The 21,104-nt window shown below is 67.4% G+C and carries 19 protein-coding genes; 7 read left to right on the top strand and 12 right to left on the bottom strand.

The annotated features are described in order from the left end of the window. Positions 1-183 precede the first annotated feature (183 nt). From B551_RS08405 to B551_RS08395, 3 genes are all read left to right on the top strand, one after another. Positions 184-1,167 (top strand): alpha/beta hydrolase, encoded by a 984-nt coding sequence (locus tag B551_RS08405; protein ID WP_157071936.1) that lies wholly within the window; start codon positions 184-186, stop codon positions 1,165-1,167. 69 nt (positions 1,168-1,236) lie between these two features. After that, the gene (locus B551_RS08400; protein ID WP_006576155.1) at positions 1,237-1,980 is read left to right on the top strand and encodes a glucose 1-dehydrogenase; all 744 of its coding nucleotides are present in this window, start codon (positions 1,237-1,239) and stop codon (positions 1,978-1,980) included. A 90-nt stretch (positions 1,981-2,070) separates the two neighbouring features. Further along, entirely contained in the window at positions 2,071-3,096 is a 1,026-nt protein-coding gene (locus tag B551_RS08395; RefSeq protein ID WP_157071935.1) for an AraC family transcriptional regulator, read from the top strand. A 99-nt stretch (positions 3,097-3,195) separates the two neighbouring features. Here the strand turns inward: B551_RS08395 and B551_RS08390 are convergent, their stop codons facing one another. After that, positions 3,196-3,672: a Dps family protein gene (locus B551_RS08390; protein ID WP_006576153.1), complete on the bottom strand. Its 477-nt coding sequence runs from the start codon at positions 3,670-3,672 to the stop codon at positions 3,196-3,198. 279 nt (positions 3,673-3,951) lie between these two features. Between B551_RS08390 and B551_RS08385 the strand changes: the two genes are divergently transcribed. Further along, on the top strand, positions 3,952-5,445 hold the full coding sequence (locus B551_RS08385; RefSeq protein ID WP_006576152.1) for a sensor histidine kinase: 1,494 nt from the start codon (positions 3,952-3,954) through the stop codon (positions 5,443-5,445). 159 nt (positions 5,446-5,604) lie between these two features. Here the strand turns inward: B551_RS08385 and B551_RS08380 are convergent, their stop codons facing one another. Both B551_RS08380 and B551_RS08375 read right to left on the bottom strand, forming a co-directional pair. Then, entirely contained in the window at positions 5,605-5,868 is a 264-nt protein-coding gene (locus B551_RS08380) for a hypothetical protein (RefSeq protein ID WP_023263869.1), read from the bottom strand. A gap of 202 nt (positions 5,869-6,070) precedes the next feature. Next, positions 6,071-7,645: an amidase gene (locus tag B551_RS08375; protein WP_253281332.1), complete on the bottom strand. Its 1,575-nt coding sequence runs from the start codon at positions 7,643-7,645 to the stop codon at positions 6,071-6,073. A 98-nt stretch (positions 7,646-7,743) separates the two neighbouring features. On the opposite strand from B551_RS08375, the gene B551_RS08370 reads away from it, so the two are divergent. Beyond that, positions 7,744-8,685, top strand: coding sequence for a LysR substrate-binding domain-containing protein (locus B551_RS08370; protein ID WP_006576150.1), 942 nt, complete (start codon positions 7,744-7,746; stop codon positions 8,683-8,685). On the opposite strand, the gene B551_RS08365 is transcribed toward B551_RS08370, so the two are convergent. The 8 genes from B551_RS08365 to B551_RS08330 form a co-directional block, all read right to left on the bottom strand. Beyond that, positions 8,663-10,120, bottom strand: coding sequence for an amidohydrolase family protein (locus B551_RS08365; protein ID WP_023263867.1), 1,458 nt, complete (start codon positions 10,118-10,120; stop codon positions 8,663-8,665). The genes B551_RS08370 and B551_RS08365 overlap by 23 nt on opposite strands. Positions 10,121-10,131: 11 nt before the next feature. Further along, complete coding sequence (locus tag B551_RS08360) at positions 10,132-11,097, bottom strand: tripartite tricarboxylate transporter substrate binding protein (RefSeq protein ID WP_253281331.1); 966 nt, start codon at positions 11,095-11,097, stop codon at positions 10,132-10,134. Between the two features lie 198 nt (positions 11,098-11,295). Beyond that, entirely contained in the window at positions 11,296-12,261 is a 966-nt protein-coding gene (locus B551_RS08355) for a tripartite tricarboxylate transporter substrate binding protein (protein WP_023263865.1), read from the bottom strand. A gap of 175 nt (positions 12,262-12,436) precedes the next feature. Further along, a complete protein-coding gene (locus tag B551_RS08350; protein ID WP_023263864.1) occupies positions 12,437-13,933 on the bottom strand; it encodes an NAD(P)/FAD-dependent oxidoreductase in 1,497 nt (498 codons plus the stop codon). Further along, positions 13,930-14,238 carry a (2Fe-2S)-binding protein gene (locus B551_RS08345; protein ID WP_023263863.1) on the bottom strand — a complete coding sequence of 103 codons (309 nt, stop codon included), beginning with the start codon at positions 14,236-14,238 and terminating at the stop codon, positions 13,930-13,932. The genes B551_RS08350 and B551_RS08345 overlap by 4 nt, the downstream gene beginning before the upstream one ends. Continuing rightward, positions 14,222-15,364 (bottom strand): FAD-binding oxidoreductase, encoded by a 1,143-nt coding sequence (locus B551_RS08340; protein WP_006577498.1) that lies wholly within the window; start codon positions 15,362-15,364, stop codon positions 14,222-14,224. The genes B551_RS08345 and B551_RS08340 overlap by 17 nt, the downstream gene beginning before the upstream one ends. A gap of 174 nt (positions 15,365-15,538) precedes the next feature. Beyond that, the gene (locus B551_RS08335; RefSeq protein WP_006577497.1) at positions 15,539-16,462 is read right to left on the bottom strand and encodes a LysR substrate-binding domain-containing protein; all 924 of its coding nucleotides are present in this window, start codon (positions 16,460-16,462) and stop codon (positions 15,539-15,541) included. Between the two features lie 187 nt (positions 16,463-16,649). Further along, positions 16,650-17,867, bottom strand: a complete 1,218-nt coding sequence (locus tag B551_RS08330; RefSeq protein ID WP_023263861.1) for a chromate transporter — start codon at positions 17,865-17,867, stop codon at positions 16,650-16,652. Between the two features lie 335 nt (positions 17,868-18,202). Between B551_RS08330 and trpS the strand changes: the two genes are divergently transcribed. Then, positions 18,203-19,219, top strand: coding sequence for a tryptophan--tRNA ligase (gene trpS / locus B551_RS08325; protein ID WP_006577496.1), 1,017 nt, complete (start codon positions 18,203-18,205; stop codon positions 19,217-19,219). 27 nt (positions 19,220-19,246) lie between these two features. Here trpS and gcvA read toward each other — a convergent pair whose 3' ends face one another. After that, a complete protein-coding gene (gene gcvA, locus B551_RS08320; RefSeq protein WP_006577495.1) occupies positions 19,247-20,167 on the bottom strand; it encodes a transcriptional regulator GcvA in 921 nt (306 codons plus the stop codon). 152 nt (positions 20,168-20,319) lie between these two features. Here gcvA and B551_RS08315 point away from each other — a divergent pair, with 152 nt between their 5' ends. After that, positions 20,320-21,093, top strand: a complete 774-nt coding sequence (locus B551_RS08315) for an SDR family NAD(P)-dependent oxidoreductase (protein ID WP_006577494.1) — start codon at positions 20,320-20,322, stop codon at positions 21,091-21,093. Positions 21,094-21,104 lie beyond the last annotated feature (11 nt).

Raw genomic sequence — 21,104 nt, 5'->3', positions numbered from 1 at the left:
GAATAGGTGATTTGCCGGGGCACACGACCAACAATCCTTTCATCGCCGGTCGATCGGACGCGATGGCGCGTAAATGACTGGCGATGCTGGCGCAGCGCCTGATATCCCGACAACCTCGCTTGAGGAATGGCAACAATGATTCGCCTCAACAAGATCGCCCCACTCATTCTCGGAGCCACCATCATGAGCAACCAAGTGTCCGCCCAACCCGTGTCGGCCGACGACCACCTCGACCCGCCGGTTCGGGCATTCCTGACGGAACTGAACAAGGACAGCAGCCCGTTCTGGGAACTGCCGCAGCCCAGGCCGCAGGAGATCCTGACCGGGCTGCAGAGCCAGACCAAGGTCGATATGTCGGGCGTGACCACGACGGAGCGCACCATCACGCAGGATGGCCGAACCGTGAAGCTGTACGTGATGAAGCCCGAGCACACTACCGGCAAGCCCGGTGTGCTGCTGTTTCTCCACGGCGGTGTCTGGATCGTCGGCAACTTCGCCAATCACCAGCGTCTGCTGCGCGACATGGTCGTGGCCAGCGGCCACGTCGGCGTGTTTGTCGAATACACCCCACTGCCGCAAGCCAAATTTCCGACGCAGCTGGAGGAATCGTACGCGGCGCTGAAGTGGATCGCCGCCCATGCGGATGCGCTGGGCGCCGACGGCACCCGCATCGCCGTCGCCGGCAATTCCGTGGGCGGAAACATGACGGCGGCGCTGGCGCTGATGGCGAAGGATCGCCATGGTCCTGCAATCCGCTATCAGGTACTGCTGATTCCGGCCACGGACGCCAGTGTCGATACCGCGTCGTATCACCAGTTCGGCAAGGACCGTTTCCTGGCACGGTCGTTCATGGAATACGGCTGGAACCTCTATGTGCCGGATGCCGCGATGCGCAACAACCCCTATGTCTCGCCTCTGCGCGCCAGCGTCGAGCAGCTCAAGGGCCTGCCGCCGGCTCTCGTCGTCACCGCCGAGAACGATCCGCTGCGCGACGAGGGCGAGGCCTATGCACGAAAGCTGAAGGACGCGGGCGTCAATGTCGCCGCCGTTCGCTACAACGGGACGATTCACGACTTCGTGCTGCTCAACGCGCTGCGCCACGTGCCGTCCACCGAGGCCGCCCTGCAGCAGATCGGCGACGGCATCCGCCAGCACCTCGCGCAGTAACCGCCCCCGCCGGTCCGTCGCATGCGGCGGACCGGTGCGTCATCACTCGATTCTCGACGGAGATTCGCCATGAATTCCCTGAAAAACAGGACCGCAATCGTCACCGGCGCATCGCGCGGCATTGGCGCGGAGATCGCCCGCAAGCTGGCATCGCTGGACATGAATGTCATCGTCAACTATGCGTCCGATGCGGGCGCCGCCGCTGGCCTCGTGGCCGAGATCGAAGCGGCCGGCGGCCGCGCGCTTGCCGTGCTGGGCGACGTCTCGCGCAAGGAAGACTTCGAACAGGTCTTCGACGCGGCCGAGCGGCATTTCGGCGGCGTCGACGTGCTAGTCAACAACGCCGGGCTGATGCGCAATACGCCGATCGCCAGCGTCGACGAGGCGACATTCGACCGGATGTTCGCCATCAATGTCCGGGGCGTGCTGAACGGCTGCAAGCTGGCGGCGCTGCGCCTGCGCGACAACGGCAGCATCGTCAATGTGTCGACCAGCGTCATCGGCATGGCGCCGGCGGGATACGGTCCCTACTGCGCCTCCAAGGCGGCGGTCGAAGCGCTGACGCGCAGCCTGTCGAAGGAAATCGGCCCGCGCGGCATCCGCGTCAACGCCGTGGCACCGGGTCCGACCGATACCGAGCTGCTGCTGCAGGCCAACAGCGAGGATCGGCTGAAGGCATTCGCCGCCATGACCCCGCTCGGACGACTGGGCCACGCGACAGACATGGCGCCGGTCGTCGCCTTCCTGATCAGCGATGACGGCGCCTGGATCAACGGTCAGACGATTCGCGTAAACGGCGGCATCGTCGCCTGACCGTGCCGTCATGCCGGCTCCGGCCACGGTCCGGCGCTGGCTCCCTTCCCGTCTTGTCACGCCAGGGCGGGAAACCACGGAAACCAAGCCATGGAAGACATATCGACCACCGTTCGAGAGAGGCCCGATACCATGCGCGCCGGGATGCCGCAACCCGCGCGTATCGCCGCGGCTTACGTACCGGCATTCGTGCAACGGGAGCAGCGATGGCGCGAGCCCGCCGATGCTGCCGGCCCGGCGGCAAGCGGCGACGAGATGATCGTGGTGTCGCGCTGGACCTGGGACGGCGAGGCACCGCTCTCGGTCTCGCATACCGGTGACCCATCGCGCCATTGCATTGCGGTGAATCTGCGATCGAGTTCGGTCCGCCTGCTATGCGCGGGCATCCCGGTGTTCGACGGCCGCCTAACCGCGGGCGCCGTCCATGTGACGCCGCCCGGCACCCCGGCCAGCGCAGTCTACGCTTCGGCGGCCGACGTGCTGCATCTGTTCGTGCCGCAATCGATGCTGGCAGCCTGTTTTGCAGACCAGTTCGGCCACCGCTGCGAAGGCGGATTGCTGCTGGACGACCCCTTTGTCTATGCCGATCCGGCGCTGGAACGTCTGGGACAGGCAATGGCCGTGGCACACACGCACGATCACGGCGTCGGGCGCATGTTCGCGGCGAGCGTGGCGCAGGCGATCGTGGCCCGCGTGGTCGCCAATCATGTCCGGCGCATGGCGACCAGCCGGCATGTTCCCAATGCCTTGCCGCAATGGCGGCTGCGCCGCGCATTCTCGTTCATCGACGCCAATCTTTCGGCTCCGATCGGCCTGGCGGACATGGCCGGCAGCGTTGGCCTGACCCGGATGTATTTTGCCGCGCAGTTCCGCCGCGCCACCGGCATGCGTCCTCACGAGTATCTGGTGCGCCGCCGCATCGAGCGCGCACAGGACCTGCTGCGCGGCGACGAAGGCACGGTGCTGGACGTGGCCATGCGCTGCGGCTTCCGCTCGCAGGCCCATTTCACAACGGTCTTCAAGCGCTTCGTGGGCGATACGCCGCACTGCTGGCGGGTCAAGGTGCGCCACGAATCGCCGTCGCCGGCGCTATCGTCCGGCATCCTCGACCGCTGACGCCATGCGCCGGACGGCGCGCCGCCCCGGCATGGCATCAAGCCAACGCCCTCCCCTCCGTACGGGAGGGCGTTCTTGCATGGCACGGCCGAAAGGCTGTCACTTCACGGCTTCGGCCAGGAACCAGGCCCGGCGTTGCGCTTCGTCGATCCAGTTCTCCAGCAGGCTGGCCGTGGCGACATCCGCGTGGTCGTCGCATATCGCATGCGCGTCCAGCATCGCCTCCACCAGTTTCAGGTTGTCGGCATGGAGCTCGCGCAGCATCGTCTGCGGTGCGACGTCGATCTCGTCGTTGTCGCGCAGGCGCTGCAGCCGCGCGATCTCGCCGATCGAGTGCAGCGTGGTGCCGCCGATCTTGCGCACGCGCTCGGCGATGTCGTCGGTCATGGCGAGGATCTGCAGAGACTGCTCGTCCAGCATCAGGTGATAGTCCCGAAAGTGCGGGCCCGAGATGTGCCAGTGAAAGTTCCGGGTTTTCAGGTACAGGGCGAAAACGTCCGCCAGCAACGGGTTCAGATGGTCGGCGATGTCGGCGACGGCCAGACCGGGATCATTGTCGAGGATGGCATTGCTCATGGTGGCTCCTGCGCAAGGGGTTCTGACTGGCCCGGAGCGATGCACCGTACAGGGTCACCTTCGCACCAGGCGGGGCGGTCCACTGGGACCGTTCCCCATCATGCCTGCCGACGGGAGACCTCGATTCCGCGGAAGCCATGCGCATTTCGGAAATGCATGGACATTTGCTCATACTTCCATATGATTCATGACCCGGACATTGCAGGCTACTATCCAGGCCGGACCGTGACCCTGTCGATGGCACGCCCCAAGAAGAAAGTCAGGACAAATGGAAGCGCCATGTACAACACGACTGCCCACTGGCTACTGAAGGGCGCTGCCAGCATCCTGGCGCTTGCCGTCTTCGTCATCGACGCGTTCACGCCGCTCGATTTCGCCATCGCGGTCGTCTATGTGCTTGTGATCCTGCTGGTTGCGCTGAGCGGCTCCATCCGTGACACGCGCATCGCGGCCGGGGCGTCGCTGCTGCTGGCGATATTGGCCTTTGCCGCTTCCCCCAGCCCGCACGAGCCGGGCCACGGGCAACTGGCACGCTTCCTCTTCGCCGTGCTCGCCATTGGTACCACCACGCTGCTCGCGTTGCGCAACCTGGCCGACATGGCACGGCGGCGCCATACCGAAACCGCGCTGGCACGCAGCGAGGCCTTTCTGGCCGAGGCGCAGAGGCTGAGCAAGACCGGCAGCATCGCCATCCGGCTGCCAGCCAACACGATGGTATGGTCCGACGAGGCCTACCGGATCCTCGGCTATCGATGCGGTGAAACCGTGCACTTCGGCGCGGTGCTGGTGCGCGTGCACCCGGACGATCTCGCCGAAGTGCAGCGGGTACACGGTGCGATGCTGGGGGGCACGCCGGCGGTCGACCTGCGGCATCGCCTGCTGATGCCCGACGGCGCCGTGCGGCATGTCCACCTGGTTGCCCGCCGTAGCGCCAGCAGCGGCGACAATCACGAGTATGTGGGCGCGTTGATGGATATCACCGATGCCACGCAGACCCAGCAGGCCCTGCATCGGACCATGGCCGAGCTGGCGCACGTGTCCCGCGTCACGACCTTGGGCCAGCTCGCGGCGTCCATCGCCCACGAGGTGACACAGCCGATCGCCGCCATCTCGACATGCGGAAATTCGGCGCTGCGCTGGCTGCAGCGGTCCGAGCCGGATATCGCCGAGGCGTCGGCATCGATCGAACAGATCATCCGCGACGCCAACCGCGCGAGCGACATCATCCGGCAGATCCGCGCGATGGCACAGAAATCCGAGCCGAAGTATGTGCAAATCGCCGTGGACGATCTGGTCGCCTGCTCGCTCGAGCTCGTGCGGCGCGAGCTGCAGGATCACCAGGTGTCGGCCGTACTCGATCTCGATGCGGGGAACGCACGCATCCATGGAGACGCGACCCAGCTGCAGCAGGTGTTGGTCAACCTGATGGTGAACGCGGCACAGGCGATGTCTGGCTTGAACGGGCGTCGGCGCTTGACACTGGCAAGCCGCGTCATACCCGACAATACGGTGCTGCTGATCGTCAGCGACACCGGGCCCGGCATCGAGACCGGCGATATGCAGCACCTGTTCAACGCCTTCTACACCACCAAGCCCGACGGGATGGGTATGGGCCTGTCCATCTGCCGGAACATCGTCGAATCGCACGGCGGAAGCATCGAAGCCGAATCGCCGCCGGAAGGCGGCGCCAGAATGATCGTACGATTGCCGCTGCTGGCGGCGAACGCGGCGCAGGACGACCAGGCTGCCGCCCGAGAAGGACCGCTCAGGTAGCGGTCCACATCGCGGTGGCGACCGCCATGCCGCAACTGGCGATGCAGATGCCGAGCCATGCCAGCGTCATCTTTATCCCGGCGGCGCTCGCCCTGCCCGCACGAGCGGGGCTCGCCTCCCCTTGCTGTCGGAGAGGGGCGCCGGTATGGCGCCCCGCGATCATACGCGGGTCTGCCCCGGAGGCGCGGATACACCGGTGAGATCCTGGCCAGTCCGCGCGAAGCCGGCCCGATTGCCGGGTTGGACGATGTAGCGCGCCCCTTCGGTGAAGAAGTCGCGGGCCTTGTCGATGTTGTAGCCTTGCCGGGCGCCCTTGGCCAGGTGCTTGCCCGACTCGGTGGCATTGGCCAGACCCGAGCCAAGCGCGCTGACGAAAGCAAGGCCGCAGGCCACGAGGATGGGAGCGAGGTGTTTGGCGATCATGATGACTCCTGGATGAATGGGATGGGAGACGGGGATGCCTGTCGCCTCGCCCGCCGGGACTTGCCGCGCAAGTCCGTGAACACATGGTAGGCAGCGCGATCGCCTGACGCAGCTGTCCTTCGGTTGTTCAGCGATAGTCGATTCGTAGCGGGCTCTCATCCTTTCGGTTAAGCGGTGGCTCCGCGTTGCCGGGAACGAACTCCTACCCCAAGGGAGGCGGCCGGCGATGCCGCGTCGCCGCCTCGTAATCGCGGGCGATGCCGAGCAGCAGGCGGTCGTCGCCGGCACGGCCCAGCAGCGACAGCCCGGCCGGAACGCCGGCCTCGGTCCAGCCCATTGGCACGCTGATCTCGGGAAAGCCGGCCGCGCTGGCCATGTGCATCGCCGCCAGCGGATTGGAGACGCGGCAGCGGTAGGTCGGATCGCTGCGATCGAAGCGCGGCGACGCCGGACACGCGAGCGTGGGAAACACCAGCGCGGCACAGCCGCTGGACTGCATCAGGCCGGCCAGCGCAGCGCCGAATGCGCGCGCGGCGGACAGGCCGAGGCGAGGCGGTTCGTTGCACGTTGCCAGGGCATGGCGCAGCGCGGCGATCGTCACCGGGTTCGGTGAGCGTCGCGACGCATCGGCGATTCGCGCGCCGGCCATCGACGCATCGCCACCTTGCGCATCGCCACCTTGCGCATCGCCCTCCAGTGCATCGATCCGCGCCAGCAGCGCCGCCGTATCGCGCGGGCATGACGACGGCAGCGCGGCCAGATAGCGGTCGAGCTGCCCTGCCCATTCGCTTCGCGCGATATCGCCCAGCACACGCTCGTACAGCTGCCGCGCATCGGCCGGCAGCGCGACCGGCACGATGGACGCACCGGCAGTCACCAGGTCCGCGCATGCTCGCGAAAACAGCGCGTCGATCTCGTCGTTGGCGCCGTTGAAGTCCATCACGATACCGAGCCGCCGGCCGGCAAGCTGTTGCTCGGTGTGGTCAAGGCCGGCTTGCGGGGCCAGCGCCCCCAGCACCAGCGCCGCGTCGTCGACGCTGCGGGCCAGCGGTCCTACCGTATCGAAGGACTGCGCCAGCGGCAGCACGCCGGCCGCCTCCAGCAGGCCATGGGTCGGACGAACCCCGACCAGCGCATGCACACAGGCCGGTCCGCGTACCGACCCGAACGAATCGGTGCCGAGTCCGAACACCGCAAAGCCGGCCGCCACTGCGGCGCCCGTGCCGCTGCTGGAGCCGCTGGCGTTGCGGGACAGCCGGTATGGATTCAACGTCAGGCCGCTCGCCGAGCTGTAGCCGAAGCGTCCATTGGAGGCGGCAAGCTCCGACATATTGGCCTTGCCGAGCACGATCGCACCGGCGGCACGCAACCGTGCGACCACCGGCGCGTCGGCCGCGGGCTGCGCGTCGTACAGTGCCGCGCAGCCGGCCGTGGTTGGCAATCCCGCGGTGTCGATATTGTCCTTGACCACCATCGGGATGCCATGCAGCGGACTCCTGGCACCATACCGCCGCCGTTCACGGTCCAGCCGAGCCGCCTCGCGCAGCGCGTCGGGGTGCAGGTGGCTGATCGCATTGATCGACGGGCCGTCGCGATCGAACGCCTGGATGCGTGCCAGGTGGCCTGCCACCAGTTGTTCGGCGGTCAGCGTGCCGGCGTCCATGCGGCGCGCCAGTTCCGCGATCGGCAATTCGAAGACATCGGATGCCGGGGCCATCTCGCTGGTGGCCGCCGGATCAGCGGTGGTGGCCCTTTCATCCGCAGAACGATCGGACATCGTGTTGGTTTCCTTCACGGAATACATGAACGACAATGGCGCAGCCCCGGTTTTCCGCCATGGCACCGAACGCTGCCGCCCGCCCCGAGGATGTCGCGATGAAAAGCACCACCAGCCGGAACCTGCCTGCCCTTGCCAATCTGGTCGCTCTCGAAGCGACCGTGCGCAAGGGAAGCGTGACCGAGGCCGCCGACGAGCTGTGCCTGACGCAGAGCGCGGTCAGCAAGCAGCTGACGGAGCTGGAAAACTTCCTCGGCGTGCGGCTGCTCGACCGGCGCAAGGGCGGCGTCGTCGCGACCGCGACCGGCGCGGAGTATCTGAAGCGCGTCAGACAGGTATTGACCCTGCTCGAGGAAGCCACGCTCGAAGTGCTCACCGGCCGCGGGTCCGGCGGGCGGCTCGACCTGTCGGTGCCGGTCTCGCTGGGCAACATCTGGCTGCTGCCGCGCATGCTGCAGTTTGCCAAGCAGCATCCGCAGATCCAGCTGAACATCACCACCAAGGTCGGGCCTGTCGACCTGCCCCACAGCGGCCTGGACGCCGCCATCATGTACTGCGGCGGACCCCCGCCCGGCCATTTCGGCGTCGAGGTCATGCCGCTGGAGCTGTTCCCGGTGTGTGCGCCGGACCGGCTGCCACGCGGTGGCTCGTTGGCGCAGGCGCTGCGGCAGTTGCCGCTGCTCCATCAACATACCGCGCTGGACGCATGGCCGGCCTATCTCGCACAGATCGGCGCCAAGGTGGCCAGGCCGGGTGACGGTCCGCGTTACGGGCTGCTCACCATGGGCCTGCAGGCCGCGGTCAGCGGCATGGGCATCGCGCTGCTGCCGGAATTCGTGGCCGGCGACGACCTGCGGGCCGGCCGGCTGATCCGGCTGTCGGACATCAGCTATCTGTCGCCGAAGTCGTACTACTTCGTCTGCCTCGACGAGAAGCGCGCCAACCCTACCCTCGTCACCTTTCTCGACTGGCTGCTGCAGACGGCCAAGGCTGACGCGCACCGCCCGCGACATCGGCTCACGCCGGCGCGCCCGACCTGACCAGGGTCGACGTCACGAAGCGTCCGGGCCGGTTGGCGGTGGGCACGCCATCGCGCAGCGTCGCCTGCCCCGCCACGAATACGTCCCGGATGCCGACCGACGGCTGCGTGGGCGCATCGAAGGTCGCGCAGTCGCGGACGGTTGCCGGATCGAACACCGCGATGTCGGCGACCTTGCCGACGGCGAGGTGGCCCCTTCCCTGCAGTCCGAAGCGCTGTGCGGGCAGACCGGTCATCTTGTAAACGGCGCGCTCGAGCGGGAACAAGCCAAGCTCGCGCGAGTACAGCCCCAACACGCGGGGGAAGGTTCCCCACAGGCGGGGATGCGGCGTTTCGTCGGACGGAATGCCGTCGGAGCCGATCATCGTGTCGGGGTAGCGCAGGATGTCCCGCACATCGCCTTCGTCCATGATGAAGTACACCGCGCCGCCGGGCAGCAAGGCCTCGGCCACCTCCCGCCGCGAACGCTGCCACTCCCGCGCCAGATCCTCCAGATATCGGCCCGCCGCCTCGGGATGCGAGGCAGACCATGTGATCAGGATGCGGTCGCACTGGTCCACCCGTTCCGGGCGCAACATGGTCGACGACGCCGCGTACGGATAGCAGTCCATGCAGAGCGGCATGTTCTGCGCCAGTTCCCGCACCTGCGCCAGCGTCTCGCGGCTGCGGCCGTGATTGCGCTTGCCGACCAGCTTGTGGTGCGAGATCACGGTCGGCACATCGAGCGCGCGGCCCAGGCGGGCGGTCTCGTCGATCGCCTCGGCGACCTTGTCGCTTTCGTCGCGCATATGCGAGACCAACACGCCGCCCAGCCGCCGCATCGGCTCGCACATCCGCAGGATCTCCTGCTCGGGCGCCGCCGCCGACGGCGGATAGAAGGTGCCGGTGGAAACGCCGATCGCGCCCTCCAGCAGGGCCTGCTCCACGTCGCGCCGCATGTGTTCGATCTCATCGTCGCGCGCGGGGCGTCCCAGCTCTCCCACACGCCGCGCGCGCAGCGTCGATTGGCCGACCAGCACCGATACGTTGACGGCGGCCGGCCGCGCGGCGAACGCCTCGCGGTAGTCCCTCACCGACTCGAAGACGAAGCCGCCGCGCATGATGTCGAGCGGCGCGGGCGGAATCGTGTCGGTGACCAGCGGAAACAGGCTGATGCCGCAGTTGCCCGCGATGATCGTGGTGACGCCCTGCGTTACCTTGGGCAGCATCTGCGGCGACTGGAAGACCATCCAGTCGTCGTGCGTATGGGTGTCGATGAATCCGGGCGCGACGACCATGCCGGCGGCATCGACGACCTCGTCGGCGGTGGCGTCGGGCGCGACGCCGATCGCGGCGATGACGCCGTCGCGCACCGCCACGTCGGCGCAGCGTCGGGGCGCGCCGCTGCCGTCGATCAGGTCGCCGTTGCGGATGATCAGATCGAAATGAGATGGCATGCCGTTCGCCCTCAATCGACCTTGGCGCCGCTCTTGCGCACCAGCTCGCCGAACTTCACGGTCTCCGATGTCACCAGCGCCTGGAAGTCGCGCGGCGATCCGCCCAGCGGTTCGAACGAAAGCCGGTCCAGCTGCGCACGGAAACCGGGATCACGAATCACCGCATTGACCTCGCGATTGAGCCGGTCGACCACCTCGGCCGGCATGCCGGGCGCACCGACCAGGCCGGCCCATGCGGTCAATTCGTAGCCCTTGATGCCGGCTTCGTCCATCGTCGGCACCTGCGGGAAATGCGGTGAGCGCCTGGTCGATGTCACGGCAAGCGCCCGCACCTTGTTGCTGCTGACATAGGGCCCGATCGACGGCACGTTGTCGAACATCAGGTGCACGTTATTGCCGACCAGGTCCTGCAGCGCCGGCGTGCTGCCCTTGTATGGCACGTGCTCGATATTGAGATGGGCCAGGGTCTTGAACAACTCACCGCCCAGATGGCTGGTCGTGCCATTGCCGGCGGACCCCATCGACAGCTTGCCGGGATTGGCCTGCGCATAGGCGATCAGCTCGCGCACGGACTTGACCGGCAGCGCGTTGTTGACCGCGAGGATATTGAACGTCGTCACGAGCCCGACGATGGGCACGAGCTTGTCCGGATCGTACGGCAGCTTGCTATAGAGGAACCGGTTGGTCGCCAGCGTGGCGTTGTTGCCGTAGGCGATGGTGTAGCCGTCGGCGGGCGCCTGCAGCAGGGCCTGCATGCCGATATTGCCACCGGCACCGGGCCGGTTTTCGACGACGATGGCCTGGCCCAGCCGCTTGGACAGCGCGTCGCCGAACAGGCGGGCAACGATGTCGGGGGCACCGCCGGCCGCGGTCGGTACGATCAGCTTGATCGGCTTCTCGGGCCACGCCGCCTGTGCCGACGGCATCGACATGCCCAGCGCGCCCGCCATCAAGATCCATGCGCATGCAATTCTCACGGTGCTCCTCCACGATCGCTGCGTTCGATGATGCAGCGAGTATGGAGTAGCGCGCGAAGTCCGGCGTGAAGATTTTTCGGCGATGTATTCCGGGAAGGAATACATCGCCACGCGCTACCGGACCGGCACCAGGTTCGGCGTCGCGCCGCACAGCCTCGCGGCGGCGGCAGGTCCGCCGGCCAGCGGACCGCAGGCCATTCAGTCCAGCTTGATGCCGACGGTCTTCACGACCTTGGCCCACTTCTGCGTGTCGCGATTGACCAGCTGCGTGAACTCGACCGGACCGAGCGCGCTCGGCTCCATGCCCTGCTTGGCGATCGCGTCGCGGATGGACGGCTGGGCGATCACCGCGGCGATTTCCTGTGCAAGGCGGTTGACCGTCGGCATCGGCGTGCCGCCGGTGGTGAACACGCCGTACCACGACACGACCTCATAGCCCGGCACGCCCGATTCGGCGATCGTCGGTACGTTTGGCATCGTCTCGACGCGCTTGGTGCTGGTGACCGCCAGAATGCGGACCTTGCCGGAATCCGCGCCGGCCTTCGCCGACGGCAGGCTGGCGAACGTCATCTGCGCCTGGCCCGCCATCACGTCCTGCATCGCCGGCGCATCGCCGCGGTACGGCACGTGCGTGATCGAGACGCCGGCCATGCTCTTGAACAGCTCGGCCGACAGGTGCGAGATGGTGCCGTTGCCCGGCGACGTCACGTTCAGCTTGCCGGGATTGGCCTTGGCATAGGCCACCAGCTCCTGCACGGTCTTGACCGGCAGATCGTTGTTGACGACCAGCGCGTTGGCGGACTTGGCGACCAGCGAAACCGGCTGCACGCCCTTGACCGGATCGTAAGGCAGCTTGCTGTAGATCGACGGCGCAATCGCCTGCCCGCCCACCGAACCGAGCAGCAGCACCGAGCCATCGGGCTTGCCGCGCGTCATCTCGGCGGTCGCGATCGTGCTGCCGCCACCGGGCTTGTTTTCGACCACGACGGTGGTCTTGGTATTCAACTGAAACTGCGTCGAAACCAGGCGGGCAATCACATCGTTGCCGCCGCCGGGTGCAAAGCCGACCAGCATCCGGATGGGGCCCGCCGGCAAGTCCTGCGCGATGCCATGGGTGGCGGCCAATGCGAGGGCGAGAGCCGGGACAATCTTGGAAAACGCCATGGTTGAACCTCGATAGATAGTTTGGGGAGTGCTCTCAGGTTTCGTCGCTGTGCTGGTGCAATCGGCAAGACTCGGCATGCCACGGGGCGCTCCGGCCTTGCTCGCTTATTGTGGTGTTGCTGTATTCAGGCCGGCCCGCCGTGCGGGCCGGTGTGCTGCATCGCCATGCGTCGCTTCATTTCTTGAAGCGCACCACGGCCTCGCGCGATGCCTGCGTCTGCGGCAGCGTCGCGATCTCGCCGAGCGTCACCGGCTTGGTCGGGAAACGCAGCCGGTAGTAGCCCACGTCGCGCGGATGGCGTTGCTGCTCGTCGGCGATCAGCTCGGTGACGGTCAGCCCGCAGAAACGCCCCTGGCAAGGACCCATGCCGCAGCGCAGGAACGCCTTCAGCTGGTTCGGACCCTGGCAGCCGATGCGCGCGGCGTGGCGCACCTGTTCCGCGGTGGCCTCCTCGCAGCGGCAGACGATGGTGTCGCCGACCGGGCGCCGGAACTGGGCCAGCGGGCGATACAGGATCTCGAAGAACTCGCGCCCGCGCGTCGCCCGGGCGAGCGCCGCAACATGCGCCGAGGCCTCGCTGTCGCGCGTGGCAATGCCGATCCGGCCGAGGTCCGCGGCGGCATGCAGCGCCGCGATCCGGCCGCGATGCTCCGCAGCCACCGCCCCCGCGATGCCGGCGCCATCGCCGGCAATGGTCAGGTGCGGCACCGAGGTCGCGCCCCAGGCGTCCACCACGGGTTCCCAGCAGTCCTGCCGCTCGTTCCATGCGTGCTCGGCGCCGGCCGCGCGGGACAGATTGGTATTGGGCACGACGCCCTGGTGCAGCAGCACCTGGTCGACCGCGATCGTGCGGTCCTGCCCTCCGGCCCGGTAGCGCAATTGAGCGACCTTGCCGTCGGAACCGGCCAGCGCTTCGAGCGCCGTCACGCCGTTGACGATCGGCACCGCCTTGCGGACCTTGCGCAGCAGCTTCAGCCCCTTGCCGAGATAAGGCGAACGCAGGAAGCCCCAGGCATGCGGCAGCGCCTTGCGCCATTGGCCGGCGTCGGTGGTTTCGAGAATGGCTTCGAGCTTGACGCCCGCATTCAGGTACTGCCACGCCAGCAGATAGAGCAGCGGACCGCCGCCGACCAGCACCGTGCGCCCCTCCGGCACGACGCCCGAGGTCTTCAGCAGGATCTGCGCCGCGCCCGCGGTGATGACGCCCGGCAACGTCCAGCCCGGAATCGGGAATGGCCGTTCCTGCGCGCCGGTGGCCAGCACGATATGGCGGCAATGCAGCAGCGCGGCCTGCGGGTCCTGGCCGGGCCGGGCGATCGAATAGGCGACCTCGAAGCCGGCACGCGGGCCCTCGCCCTGCCCTTCGGCGCCAGCCGCGGCCTGCCCCTCGTGGGCGTTGATCGACCACACGGTGGCGCCGGACAGATGCCGCGCCCCGCTTCTGGCGAACGGTTCGAGCAGGCTCTCGCCATGCCAGTAGTCTTCGCCGAGGATCGCGCGATTGCGCACCGGCGTATTGCCGATGGCGCGATAGATCTGCCCGCCCGGCGCCGGCTGCTCGTCGATCAGCACCGTCGACAGGCCGAGCCCGGGGGCACGCGTCGCGGCGGCGAGGCCCGCGGGGCCTGCGCCGACCACGAGCAGGTCGCAGGTCATGATGTCCCCGCTCATGCGGCCACCTCGCGCGCGCCAAGCTGGCGCTCCACCGTCATGCCCTCGCGCACCGGGGTCATGCAGGCCTGCTGGTTGGGCCGGCCGTCGATGCGCACCAGGCAGTCGTAGCAGACGCCCATCATGCAGAACGGTCCGCGCGCGGCGCCGGACACCGCGGTGTCCCGGCAGGCGAGCACGCCGGCCGCAAACAGCGCCGCGGCGACGCTGTCGCCCTCGCGGCATTCCAGCGAGGCACCATCGACCGTGACCCGCACCTTGCGGTCCGCCGCTTGCGAGACGACCGCGTCAATTCTTCGGAACATGAAACCTCCGGGTCGAGAAAGTGGCCAGCTCGGGCGGCAGTTCGCCGGCGGCGATGATCGGGGCCAGGTGCAGCGCATGCGTTGCCGCCAGCGTCACGCCACTGTGGCAGGTCACGACGAACGCGCCAGGGTGCGTGCCCGATTGCTCGTAGACCGGGAAGCCGTCCTTGGCCCGCACGCGCAGCGCGGACCAGGCGCGCACCGCGCGCACGTCGCGCAGCGCGGGCAGCGTACGCACGGCGCGGTCGGCCAGCGTGGCCAGCACGGGCAGCGTGGTGACGTGGTCGTTGTAGCCGGCGTCTTCCTGCGAGTCGCCGACCAGCCAGCTGCCCTCGTCGTTCTGGCGCAGCGTGACCATCGGCGTATCGAGCAGCCGGCGCGTCCGTTCGAGGACCAGGATCTGGCCGCGTTGCGGGGCCATCGGCAGATCGATGCCGACCATGCGGCCCAGATCGCCATTGCGCAGTCCGCCGGCCAGCACCACCTTGCGCGCACGCACGACCCCGTTGGCGGTGGTCAGCACGAATTCGCCGCCGGCTTGCTGCACGATGCCGGTCACGCCGTGGTGCGGCAGGTATTGCACTCCGCTGGTGCTGAACGCGGTATGGAACGCGCGCAGCAGCTTCAGCGGATTGACGATGCCGTCGTGCGGGGTCCAGATCGCGCCGGTGACATCCGGTCCGAGGCCCGGCACCAGCGACGCGGCCTGATGGTGGTCCAGCAGCTTCCACTCATAAGGCTCGACGTCCGGCTGCGACATCAGCGTGTTGACCCACGCCAGCCGCGCCTCGATCTCGTAGTCGCCCATCAGCGGCGTCAGCCCGCCCTTCTGCTCGAGCGCGACGTCGATGCCGGTCTCCTGCAGCAGGTCGGCCGCCAGCGTCGGCCACAGCCGCGTGGACTTCAGGGTCCAGCGGCTGTAGGCGCCCATGCCATAGCCCTTGCTCTGCAGCCAGACCAGGCCGAAATTGCCGCGGGACGCCCGCAGCGCGATATCGCCCTCGTCGAGCACGGCGATCGAACCGGCATGCTGGCGCAGCCCATAGGCCAGCGCCGAGCCGACCAGGCCAGCGCCAACCACGGCAACGTCGAACAACGGATATCGGGAGGTGGAGGCTGCCGTCATCAGGCGCGCCTCCGCAGCGAACGATGCGGGCCTTGGGCCCTGGTGAATCTCATGTGGGTCTCGCAGGAATCGTGATGCCACCGGTCAAATCGCCCGATCGGCATTGGATCGGACCCGGTGTGTCGGTTCGAGCGAGTATGCGGCGCGTGCGCCGCAGCGGCAAATACGAGTCCGTCAGGCTCCCATGCAATAACCTGATAGGCCCGGCGGCAGCGATGTCATTTCGGCGTCGATCACCTCGATCATCCGCTCGGTAAACCGGTCCACCAGCACGTTGACGGGCCGGTTGCGCGCCAGCAGCAGATAGCTGACGAACGGAATCTGCGGCTGAAACGGCCGAACCACCACTTCGCCGGCATGCTCGCGCGCGACGAGCGGGTTGACGATCCCCACGCCGAGCCCGAGGCCCACCAGCTTGCAGATGGTGGCGCCATAGGGCGTCTCGAAATGCATCACGCGCTGGTCATCGCCGGCAAAGGCGGCGTCGACGGCGGCGCGCAGGCCATCGCCGTGGCTCATCGAGATGAACGATTCGCCGGCCAGGTCCGCGGGCGTGATGACTTCCCGTTCGGCGAGCCGGTGCCCTGGCGGCACCACGCAGCATCCGGCGAGCTGCGCGATCGGCTGGGACTCGGTCACCGCGGCCGGCGGCAGGAAGGACACCAGGCCCAGGTCGCAGTAGCGGCTGCCGACGCGGTCGGCAACCAGCTGCGTGCTGCCGGTCTCCATCGCGACGTTGACGTCGGGAAATTCGGCATGAAAACGCTGCAGCACCAGCGGCAGCACCGTCATCGCCAGCGATGGCACCGCGGCAATGCGCAGCCGGCCCTTGCCGAACTGGCGGATATTGCGGGCCGCGTCCTTCAACGCATCGAGACCGACGAACGCGCGCTCGACTTCGCGCAGGAACGCCAGTCCCTCCTCGGTCGGCGTCAGCCGGCCGGCACTGCGCGCAAACAGCGTCAGCCCGGTGGAGTGCTCGAGCTGCGCAATCATGCGGCTGATATTGGGCTGGGAGGTATAGAGTTCGGCCGCTGCCGCGGTCATCGAGCCGGAGCGCATCACGGCCTGGAACGCACTGATTTCCTTGAACTTCATGCCAGGGGACTTCGAACGGAAAACGGGGAACGAAAAGACAAGCAGCAGCCGCGGCACGCGACCGCCCCGATGGTATAACAAATCCGTATATGTTCCCCGAAAATGCCGGCCAGAGCGTATGGCGACCGGCACCAGCAGCGTGCTTGCGCGCGCTACGCCGAAGAGCCGGCAGGAACCGTCTATCGGCTCAGTGATGCAGCAGCGGATAGGCCACCAGGCCGATCACGGCGGCGCCAAAGACGATCACCGGTTCCGTCAACCTTTTGAACTTCAGCAGCAAGACGACCGTAATCAGCGCCACCAGGGCGGTAGGCACGTCGACGATCGAACGCTTGGCCAGCACGATCACCGCGCCGGAAATCGCGCCGATCGCGGCCGCGGTCACCCCATCGACGAAGGCGAGGATGCCGGGCAACTTGCCGTATTTCTTGAAGTACGGCGCCGGCAGGATGGTGAACAGGTAGCACGGCAGGAAGGTGGCGACCGCGGCCACGCACGCACCGGGCAGTCCGGCAATCAGATAGCCGATAAAGCCGACCGTGATGACGACGGGACCCGGCGTGATCATGGCCACCGCCACCGCGTCGACGAACTGCCTCTCGTTGAGCCACTGGTGTTCGGTGACCACGCCGCCATACAGGAACGGCACGATGGCCAGCCCCGAGCCGAACACAAAGGCGCCGGCCTTCGCGAAGAACAGCCCGATCTGCGTCAGCAGCGGCCAGTCGATGGTGCTCAGCAAGCCGCCCGAGGCGGCAATCGGCGCCGCGGCTGCCGCGTTCAGCCGGTTGGGAAGCCATCGAGGCGGCGCCCGCCAGAACCAGACCAGAATGCCGGCGGCCAGGAACAACCACGCCATCTCCGACTCGGTGATCACCGTCACCGCCGCCAGCACCAGGTAGACGGCCCACAGCAGCTTGTCCTTGCCGACGCTCTTGCTGGTGAGCTTGTATGCGCTGATGGCGATGATGCCGATCACGGCAGCGCTGACGCCGTAGAACACGGACTGCATCCACGTCAGCCCGCCGAAGCGCACGTACGCCCAGCCCAGCGCCACCACCATCAGGAACGACGGCAGCACGAAGGCGATGCCGATCAGCGTCGCGCCCACGATGCGGTAATGCACGTAGCCGAGATAGATGGCCAACTGCGCGGCCAGCGGCCCCGGCGCCAGTTGTGCGAGCGCAAGGCCCTCCTTGTAGTCGGCCTCGCCAATCCATTGCCGCGATTCGACCAGGTCGCGGTGCATATAGCCGGCCAGTGCCACCGGTCCTCCGAAGCCCAGCGTGCCAAGGCGCAGGAAATACAGCACCAGTTGCCGCAGGGTGTAGCCGGGCCGGCCGGCGCCGGGTGTGGCATCGATCGATGCGGGCGGGGTCTTCGGCGGTTGCTGATGCGAGGTCATGGTTGGCGATCGGCCGGAAAATGGCATACCGCGAGCATATGCAGGCCGATCGATCGCGGCAACACCGTAGAAACCGCCATGGCAGCCGTCGCCGCGGCATGCGGGCGGATCGGGCAGCCCAGGTTGATCCGCCTCCCCCTGCGCTATACTCGCTCCCCATGGATACGAAGCCCAATACGATGCCCAACACGCCCTCCCGGCAATATTGGTGGCGCGCCTGACCCAGGCGGCCCGTTTCCATACGCACCTCGAAAACGCGATGCCGCCAGCCTGCTGGCGGCATTTTCGTTTCTGCGCACAGTGGCTGGTGGTGTCGGCAACCGGAACACCATCGAATGACCACCACCTCACAGCCCGTCATCCTGACCGGCGACCGCACCACCGGTCCGCTTCACCTCGGCCACTACATCGGCTCGCTGCGCTCGCGCGTGCAGCTGCAGCACAAAGCGAAGCAGTTCCTGCTGCTCGCCGATACGCAGGCGATGACCGACAACGTCGGCCGCCACCAGAAGGTCACCGAGAACGTCGTCGAGGTCGCGCTCGACTACCTCGCCGTCGGCATCGATCCCGACAAGTCCACCATCGTGATCCAGTCGCAGGTGCCCGAGCTGGCCGAACTGACGCAATACCTGCTGAACCTGGTGACTGTCTCCCGCCTCGAGCGCAATCCGACCATCAAGGAAGAAATCCGGCTGCGCGGCTTTGAGCGCGACATCCCTGCCGGCTTTCTGACCTATCCGGTGAGCCAGGCCGCCGATATCACCGCGTTCAAGGCGACGCTCGTGCCGGTCGGGGACGACCAGCAGCCGATGATCGAGCAGACCAACGAGCTGGTACGCCGCTTCAACCAGACGGTCGGACGCGAGGTGCTGGTCGAATGCCGGGCGGTGCTGTCGCAGGTGCCACGGCTGCCCGGCATCGACGGCAAGGCCAAGATGAGCAAGTCGCTCGGCAACGCCATCACGCTCGGTGCCACGCCGGACGAGATTTCCAAGGCGGTGCACGCGATGTACACCGACCCGAATCACCTGCGGGTCAGCGACCCAGGCCAGGTCGAGGGCAATGTCGTCTTCATGTTCCTCGATGCGTTCGATCCGGATACCGCTGCGATCGACGAGATGAAAGCCCACTATCGCCGTGGCGGCCTTGGCGACAGCGTCGTCAAGCGCCGGCTCGACGAGCGCCTGCAGGCGCTGATCGCGCCGATCCGCGAGCGGCGCCGCGAGTTCGAGCGCGACCGCGCGGGCGTGCTGGAGATCCTGCGGCAAGGCACGATGCGCGCGCGGGAAACCGCCGGCGCGACGCTCGCCGAGGTCAAGGGCGCGTTGGGGCTGAACTACTTCGGCAGTTGAACCCCCTGCTCGGCGGCGGGTCGATGCTCACCTCGACCGGGCCGTTGCCTCGCGCTGCAACCACTCGCGGAACGCCACCAGCCGCGGCAGGTTCGCGGATTCGGCGCGATAGACGACGTAGTACGCCAGCGCCGACGGAAACGTCGTCTTCGGGAACAGCCGTACCAGGCGTCCGGCTGCGACATCGTCATGCGCCATCACGCTGCGGGCCAGCGCCACGCCCTGCCCGTCGATCGCTGCCTGCAGCACGGCGGCGGAGTTGTTGATCTTCAAGCCGCGCGTGGTTGGCACGTCGGTCACGCCTGCCTTGCGCAGCCACACGTCCCACGATGGAAATCCCGCGTGGCCGTCCATCGACAGATCGTGGATCAGCGTCTGCCGCGCCAGATCGCGGGGCTCGCGGGGAGCCCGGCGCTGACGCAGCAGTTCAGGGGAGCAGACCGGATAGACCTCCTCATCCATCAGCTTGTCGGCCACCAGTCCTGGCCAGCTGCCGCCACCATAGCGCACGCCGATATCGATGCGCTGCGCGACGAAATCGACCGGCTTCAGGCTGGTCTCCAGCCGCACATCGGTGTCCGGGCAGGCGGCCTGGAAGCGATCGAGCCGTGGCAGCAGCCACTTGGCGGCAAAGGCCGGGCTGACGGTCACGGTCAGCACCCCGCTGATCGCGCCCTCCTTCAGCCGCTCCAGACCCAACGCCAGCCGGTCCAGCCCCGCGCGGATGTCCGGCAACGCCCGCTCGGCCGCATCGGTGGGCATCAGGCGAGCGCGCCCGCTGCTGCCGCGCAGGAACAGCGGCGTTCCCAGCCACTCCTCCAGCGTGCGCACCAGTTGGCCCACCGCGGCGGGCGTGACGTGCAGTTCGTCCGCCGCGGCCGAGAAGCTGCGATGGCGCGCGCTGGCCTCGAAGGCCCGCAACGCGTTCAGGTGAACGAGTAACTTCATGTCGGCAAAGTTTTTCTTTCGATGCCGCACACTTTATCTCGTTTGCCGGTCGCGCGAAATCGGCCAAGAATTCGCTTCAGTCAGCGCCGGCGGCAGGCGCCCCCAAGGGTTGCGAGCCAGCCGGCTCGATAGCTTTTCTTGGAGATCCCAGAATGGACAAGCAATTCAACGGCAGCAAGCTGCTGGTGGTCGGCGGCACCAGCGGCATCGGCCTGCAGACGGCCCGCATGGTCCTCGCCGGCGGTGGCAGCGCAGTCATCGTCGGCCACCGGCCCGAGAAGACCGAAGACGCGCGCAAGGAACTGGCGGCGCTCGGCCCCGTGTCGGCGCTGACGGCGGACCTGAGCAGCGACGAAGGCCTCGCCACGCTGCTGCGGGCGATCGACGAGCAGCACGCCGATGTCGATCTGCTGGTCAATGCGGCCGGCGTGTTCTTCCCCAAGCCCTTCCTCGAACATCGGGAAGCGGACTACGACCAGTACATGAAGCTGAACAAGGCGTTCTTCTTCATCACGCAGAAGGTCGCGGCCAATCTGGTTGCCGCTGAACGTCCCGGCGCCATCGTCAATATCGGCTCGATGTGGGCAAAGCAGGCCATCGCCGCCACGCCGTCGTCGGCGTACTCGATGGCCAAGGCCGGCCTGCACTCGCTGACGCAGCACCTGGCCATGGAGCTGGCGCCCAACGGCATTCGCGTCAATGCGGTGTCGCCCGCGGTGGTGCAGACGCCGATCTACGAAGGTTTCATCCCGAAGGCCGAGGTCCACAGCGCGATGCAGGGCTTCAACGGCTTCCACCCGATCGGCCGCGTCGGCACGCCGCAGGATGTCGCCGAGGTGATCGCCTTCCTGCTGTCGGACAAGGCCGGCTGGGTCACCGGCGCAATCTGGGACGTCGACGGCGGCGTGATGGCCGGCCGCAACTGATCCACGACAGC

It is taken from the genome of Cupriavidus sp. HPC(L) (assembly GCF_000307735.3).
Classification (GTDB): domain Bacteria; phylum Pseudomonadota; class Gammaproteobacteria; order Burkholderiales; family Burkholderiaceae; genus Cupriavidus.
The sequence above is the reverse complement of the archived record's forward strand: the minus strand, read 5'-3'. Positions and strand labels throughout refer to the sequence as shown.

What these genes read in the sequence shown, in the direction of transcription:
- B551_RS08405 (WP_157071936.1), top strand. Translation starts at nt 184, where the DNA reads ATGAGCAACCAAGTGTCCGCCCAACCCGTGTCGGCCGACGACCACCTC.
- B551_RS08400 (WP_006576155.1), top strand. Translation starts at nt 1,237, where the DNA reads ATGAATTCCCTGAAAAACAGGACCGCAATCGTCACCGGCGCATCGCGC.
- B551_RS08395 (WP_157071935.1), top strand. Translation starts at nt 2,071, where the DNA reads ATGGAAGACATATCGACCACCGTTCGAGAGAGGCCCGATACCATGCGC.
- B551_RS08390 (WP_006576153.1), bottom strand. Translation starts at nt 3,672, where the DNA reads ATGAGCAATGCCATCCTCGACAATGATCCCGGTCTGGCCGTCGCCGAC.
- B551_RS08385 (WP_006576152.1), top strand. Translation starts at nt 3,952, where the DNA reads ATGTACAACACGACTGCCCACTGGCTACTGAAGGGCGCTGCCAGCATC.
- B551_RS08380 (WP_023263869.1), bottom strand. Translation starts at nt 5,868, where the DNA reads ATGATCGCCAAACACCTCGCTCCCATCCTCGTGGCCTGCGGCCTTGCT.
- B551_RS08375 (WP_253281332.1), bottom strand. Translation starts at nt 7,645, where the DNA reads ATGTCCGATCGTTCTGCGGATGAAAGGGCCACCACCGCTGATCCGGCG.
- B551_RS08370 (WP_006576150.1), top strand. Translation starts at nt 7,744, where the DNA reads ATGAAAAGCACCACCAGCCGGAACCTGCCTGCCCTTGCCAATCTGGTC.
- B551_RS08365 (WP_023263867.1), bottom strand. Translation starts at nt 10,120, where the DNA reads ATGCCATCTCATTTCGATCTGATCATCCGCAACGGCGACCTGATCGAC.
- B551_RS08355 (WP_023263865.1), bottom strand. Translation starts at nt 12,261, where the DNA reads ATGGCGTTTTCCAAGATTGTCCCGGCTCTCGCCCTCGCATTGGCCGCC.
- B551_RS08350 (WP_023263864.1), bottom strand. Translation starts at nt 13,933, where the DNA reads ATGAGCGGGGACATCATGACCTGCGACCTGCTCGTGGTCGGCGCAGGC.
- B551_RS08345 (WP_023263863.1), bottom strand. Translation starts at nt 14,238, where the DNA reads ATGTTCCGAAGAATTGACGCGGTCGTCTCGCAAGCGGCGGACCGCAAG.
- B551_RS08340 (WP_006577498.1), bottom strand. Translation starts at nt 15,364, where the DNA reads ATGACGGCAGCCTCCACCTCCCGATATCCGTTGTTCGACGTTGCCGTG.
- B551_RS08335 (WP_006577497.1), bottom strand. Translation starts at nt 16,462, where the DNA reads ATGAAGTTCAAGGAAATCAGTGCGTTCCAGGCCGTGATGCGCTCCGGC.
- B551_RS08330 (WP_023263861.1), bottom strand. Translation starts at nt 17,867, where the DNA reads ATGACCTCGCATCAGCAACCGCCGAAGACCCCGCCCGCATCGATCGAT.
- trpS (WP_006577496.1), top strand. Translation starts at nt 18,203, where the DNA reads ATGACCACCACCTCACAGCCCGTCATCCTGACCGGCGACCGCACCACC.
- gcvA (WP_006577495.1), bottom strand. Translation starts at nt 20,167, where the DNA reads ATGAAGTTACTCGTTCACCTGAACGCGTTGCGGGCCTTCGAGGCCAGC.
- B551_RS08315 (WP_006577494.1), top strand. Translation starts at nt 20,320, where the DNA reads ATGGACAAGCAATTCAACGGCAGCAAGCTGCTGGTGGTCGGCGGCACC.